3 rRNA genes are annotated in these 5,188 nt (G+C 56.3%); all 3 read left to right on the forward strand.

Annotation, left to right across the window (positions count from 1 at the left end):
• The first annotated feature begins 4 nt into the window (after nucleotides 1-4).
• The 3 genes from DL990_RS41100 (at nucleotide 5) to rrf (ending at nucleotide 5,184) form a co-directional block, all read left to right on the forward strand.
• Nucleotides 5-1,519, forward strand: a 16S ribosomal RNA gene (locus tag DL990_RS41100).
• Between the two features lie 324 nt (nucleotides 1,520-1,843).
• Nucleotides 1,844-4,981 (forward strand): 23S ribosomal RNA (locus tag DL990_RS41105).
• Nucleotides 4,982-5,067: 86 nt separating this feature from the next.
• Nucleotides 5,068-5,184, forward strand: a 5S ribosomal RNA gene (gene rrf / locus DL990_RS41110).
• The 16S, 23S and 5S rRNA genes sit together here, the layout of an rRNA operon.
• Nucleotides 5,185-5,188: the final 4 nt, after the last annotated feature.

The following is a 5,188-nucleotide window of genomic DNA, read 5'->3' on the forward strand; positions in this document are numbered from 1 at the left end:
GACATTGTTGGAGAGTTTGATCCTGGCTCAGGACGAACGCTGGCGGCGTGCTTAACACATGCAAGTCGAACGATGAAGCCTTCGGGTGGATTAGTGGCGAACGGGTGAGTAACACGTGGGCAATCTGCCCTGTACTTTGGGATAAGCCTGGGAAACTGGGTCTAATACCGGATATCACTGATCCTCGCATGGGGGTTGGTTGAAAGTTCTGGCGGTACAGGATGAGCCCGCGGCCTATCAGCTTGTTGGTGGGGTAATGGCCTACCAAGGCGACGACGGGTAGCCGGCCTGAGAGGGTGACCGGCCACACTGGGACTGAGACACGGCCCAGACTCCTACGGGAGGCAGCAGTGGGGAATATTGCACAATGGGCGAAAGCCTGATGCAGCGACGCCGCGTGAGGGATGACGGCCTTCGGGTTGTAAACCTCTTTCGCCAGGGACGAAGCGCAAGTGACGGTACCTGGATAAGAAGCACCGGCTAACTACGTGCCAGCAGCCGCGGTAATACGTAGGGTGCAAGCGTTGTCCGGAATTATTGGGCGTAAAGAGCTCGTAGGCGGTTTGTCGCGTCGTTCGTGAAAACTCCACGCTTAACGTGGAGCGTGCGGGCGATACGGGCAGACTTGAGTTCGGTAGGGGAGACTGGAATTCCTGGTGTAGCGGTGAAATGCGCAGATATCAGGAGGAACACCGGTGGCGAAGGCGGGTCTCTGGGCCGATACTGACGCTGAGGAGCGAAAGCGTGGGGAGCGAACAGGATTAGATACCCTGGTAGTCCACGCTGTAAACGTTGGGCGCTAGGTGTGGGCGACATCCACGTTGTCCGTGCCGTAGCTAACGCATTAAGCGCCCCGCCTGGGGAGTACGGCCGCAAGGCTAAAACTCAAAGGAATTGACGGGGGCCCGCACAAGCGGCGGAGCATGTGGATTAATTCGATGCAACGCGAAGAACCTTACCTGGGCTTGACATGCGCCAGACATCCCTAGAGATAGGGCTTCCCTTGTGGTTGGTGTACAGGTGGTGCATGGCTGTCGTCAGCTCGTGTCGTGAGATGTTGGGTTAAGTCCCGCAACGAGCGCAACCCTTATCCTACGTTGCCAGCGCGTTATGGCGGGGACTCGTGGGAGACTGCCGGGGTCAACTCGGAGGAAGGTGGGGATGACGTCAAGTCATCATGCCCCTTATGTCCAGGGCTTCACACATGCTACAATGGCTGGTACAGAGGGCTGCGATACCGCGAGGTGGAGCGAATCCCTTAAAGCCGGTCTCAGTTCGGATCGCAGTCTGCAACTCGACTGCGTGAAGTCGGAGTCGCTAGTAATCGCAGATCAGCAACGCTGCGGTGAATACGTTCCCGGGCCTTGTACACACCGCCCGTCACGTCATGAAAGTCGGTAACACCCGAAGCCCATGGCCCAACCCGCAAGGGGGGGAGTGGTCGAAGGTGGGACTGGCGATTGGGACGAAGTCGTAACAAGGTAGCCGTACCGGAAGGTGCGGCTGGATCACCTCCTTTCTAAGGAGCAACACATCCACCCCGCCGGGATACCCGGACCAACGGTGGTGGAGTGGCCAGGGTTTCAACACCGAACGTGTGTTGGCACTGGTTGCTCAAGGAATTGTGGAACTACTGGTTATGGTTCGAGACTGGGTTGCCGGCGGGGGCGAGTACTGCTTCCTCTGGAAGCGTGGAAAGTGTTACGCCGGATTCAGTCAAGAATTGTTCGCTGGCACGCTGTTGGGTCCTGAGGCAACACGCCGAGGGGCTGGACACAGTCCCGGGGACGTTTGTTTCTGGTGTGGTGTTTGAGAACTGTAGAGTGGATGCGAGCATCTTTGTGGTCAAGTTGTTAAGGGCACATGGTGGATGTCTTGGCTTCAGGAGCCGATGAAGGACGTGGGAGGCTGCGATATGCCTCGGGGAGCTGTCAACCGAGCTGTGATCCGAGGATTTCCGAATGGGGAAACCCAGCACCAGTTATGTGGTGTTACCCGCATCTGAATATATAGGGTGTGTGGAGGGAACGCGGGGAAGTGAAACATCTCAGTACCCGTAGGAAGAGAAAACAACCGTGATTCCGTGAGTAGTGGCGAGCGAAAGCGGAAGAGGCTAAACCATGCACATGTCAAGCTGTCAGGCGTTGTGTGTGTGGTGTTGTGGGACCCAGCGTCGAGGATCTGACAGTCCTCGGAACGATTACGTGTGTTAGTGGAACGCCTTGGGATGGGCGACCGGAGTGGGTGAGAGTCCCGTACGCGAAAACATGTTGTGGATCGTTTGTTTGGTGTTCCCGAGTAGCAGCGAGCTCGTGGAATTTGCTGTGAATCTGCCGGGACCACCCGGTAAGCCTAAATACTTCCTGAAGACCGATAGCGGACTAGTACCGTGAGGGAAAGATGAAAAGTACCCCGGGAGGGGAGTGAAAGAGTACCTGAAACCGTGTGCCTACAAGCCGTCAGAGCCCGAGCACATCCTTGTGATGTTGAGGTGATGGCGTGCCTTTTGAAGAATGAGCCTGCGAGTTAGTGCTGCGTGGCGAGGTTAACCCGTGTGGGGTAGCCGTAGCGAAAGCGAGTCTGAATAGGGCGTCTGAGTCGCGTGGTCTAGACCCGAAGCGGAGTGATCTACCCATGGCCAGGCTGAAGCGTCGGTAAGACGACGTGGAGGGCCGAACCCACTTAGGTTGAAAACTGAGGGGATGAGCTGTGGGTAGGGGTGAAAGGCCAATCAAACTCCGTGATAGCTGGTTCTCCCCGAAATGCATTTAGGTGCAGCGTCACATGTTTCACCACGGGGGTAGAGCTACTGGATGGTCTAGGGGCCTTACCGGGTTACCGAAATCAACCAAACTCCGAATACCGTGGTGTGAGAGTGTGGCAGTGAGACGGCGGGGGATAAGCTTCGTCGTCGAGAGGGAAACAGCCCAGAACACCAGCTAAGGCCCCCAAGTGTGTGCTCAGTGGGAAAGGATGTGGGATTGCCCAGACAACCAGGAGGTTGGCTTAGAAGCAGCCACCCTTGAAAGAGTGCGTAATAGCTCACTGGTCAAGTGGTCCTGCGCCGACAATGTAGCGGGGCTTAAGCACACCGCCGAAGCTGTGTCATTGACACATATAGATCGGCGTCTCTCTTGAAGGGACGTCTAGTCGTGTTGATGGGTAGGGGAGCGTCCTGCATCCAGGGAAGCGGCGGCGGAAGCCAGTCGTGGAGGGTGTGGGAGTGAGAATGCAGGCATGAGTAGCGAATGCAGAGTGAGAAACTCTGCCGCCGGATGACCAAGGGTTCCTGGGCCAGGCTAATCCGCCCAGGGTAAGTCGGGACCTAAGGCGAGGCCGACAGGCGTAGTCGATGGATAACGGGTTGATATTCCCGTACCCGAGCACGTGCGCCCAGGATGAGGCGGTTGATACTAACCACCCAAAGCCAGTTACCAATGTCTTCGGACGGAGGTTTCTGTGTGGAGCGTGGGATCTGATTCCGTAGTAGTCGAGTGATGGGGTGACGCAGGAAGGTAGCTCCGCCAGTGAGTGGTAGTACTGGTGTAAGCGTGTAGGCCGAAGCATAGGTAAATCCGTGTTTCATTAAGGCTGAGACGTGATGCGTAGCCGATTGAGGTGAAGTAGAGTGATCCTATGCTGCCGAGAAAAGCCTCTAGCGAGTGCGTGCACGGCCCGTACCCCAAACCAACACAGGTGGTCAGGTAGAGAATACTAAGGCGATCGGGTGAACTGTGGTTAAGGAACTCGGCAAAATGCCCCCGTAACTTCGGGAGAAGGGGGGCCAGGGTTCTTGAAGTCCCTTGCGGACTAGGGAATCGTGGCCGCAGAGACCAGCGGAAAGCGACTGTTTACTAAAAACACAGGTCCATGCGAAGTCGCAAGACGATGTATATGGACTGACGCCTGCCCGGTGCTGGAACGTTAAGAGGACCGGTTAACCCTTTCGGGGGTGAAGCTGAGAATTTAAGCGCCAGTAAACGGCGGTGGTAACTATAACCATCCTAAGGTAGCGAAATTCCTTGTCGGGTAAGTTCCGACCTGCACGAATGGCGTAACGACTTTCCGGCTGTCTCAACCACAGGCCCGGCGAAATTGCACTACGAGTAAAGATGCTCGTTACGCGCGGCAGGACGGAAAGACCCCGGGACCTTTACTATAGTTTGGTATTGGTTTTCGGTTCGGCTTGTGTAGGATAGGTGGGAGACTGTGAAGCTGGCACGCTAGTGTTGGTGGAGTCGTTGTTGAAATACCACTCTGGTCGGATTGGGAATCTGAACCTCGGACCATGATCTGGTTCAGGGACAGTGCCTGATGGGTAGTTTAACTGGGGCGGTTGCCTCCTAAAGAGTAACGGAGGCGCCCAAAGGTTCCCTCAGCCTGGTTGGCAATCAGGTGTTGAGTGCAAGTGCACAAGGGAGCTTGACTGTGAGACAGACATGTCGAGCAGGGACGAAAGTCGGGACTAGTGATCCGGCACCACCTGGTGGAAGGGGTGTCGCTCAACGGATAAAAGGTACCCCGGGGATAACAGGCTGATCTTGCCCAAGAGTCCATATCGACGGCATGGTTTGGCACCTCGATGTCGGCTCGTCGCATCCTGGGGCCGGAGTAGGTCCCAAGGGTTGGGCTGTTCGCCCATTAAAGCGGCACGCGAGCTGGGTTTAGAACGTCGTGAGACAGTTCGGTCCCTATCCGCCGCGCGCGTAGGATACTTGAGGAAGGCTGTCCCTAGTACGAGAGGACCGGGACGGACGAACCTCTGGTATGCCAGTTGTCACGCCAGTGGCATGGCTGGTTGGCCACGTTCGGAAGGGATAACCGCTGAAGGCATCTAAGCGGGAAGCCTGTTCCAAGATGAGGTATCCCACCCCATGTGGGTTAAGGCCCCCAACAGACCATTGGGTTGATAGGCCAGAAATGGAAGCACAGTAATGTGTTATCGAGTTGACTGGTACTAATAGGCCGAGGACTTGCCCACAAAGATGTTACGCATCCACTCTACAGCTCTGAAACACCACACAACCCACCAGCACAATGGTGGTGGGAGTGGTTGTTTCACAGTGTTTCGGTGGTCATAGCGTCAGGGAAACGCCCGGTCCCATTCCGAACCCGGAAGCTAAGCCTGACAGCGCCGATGGTACTGCAACCGAAGGGTTGTGGGAGAGTAGGACACCGCCGGACTAAC

Source organism: Amycolatopsis sp. WAC 01416 (genome assembly GCF_003947485.1).
Classification (GTDB): domain Bacteria; phylum Actinomycetota; class Actinomycetes; order Mycobacteriales; family Pseudonocardiaceae; genus Amycolatopsis.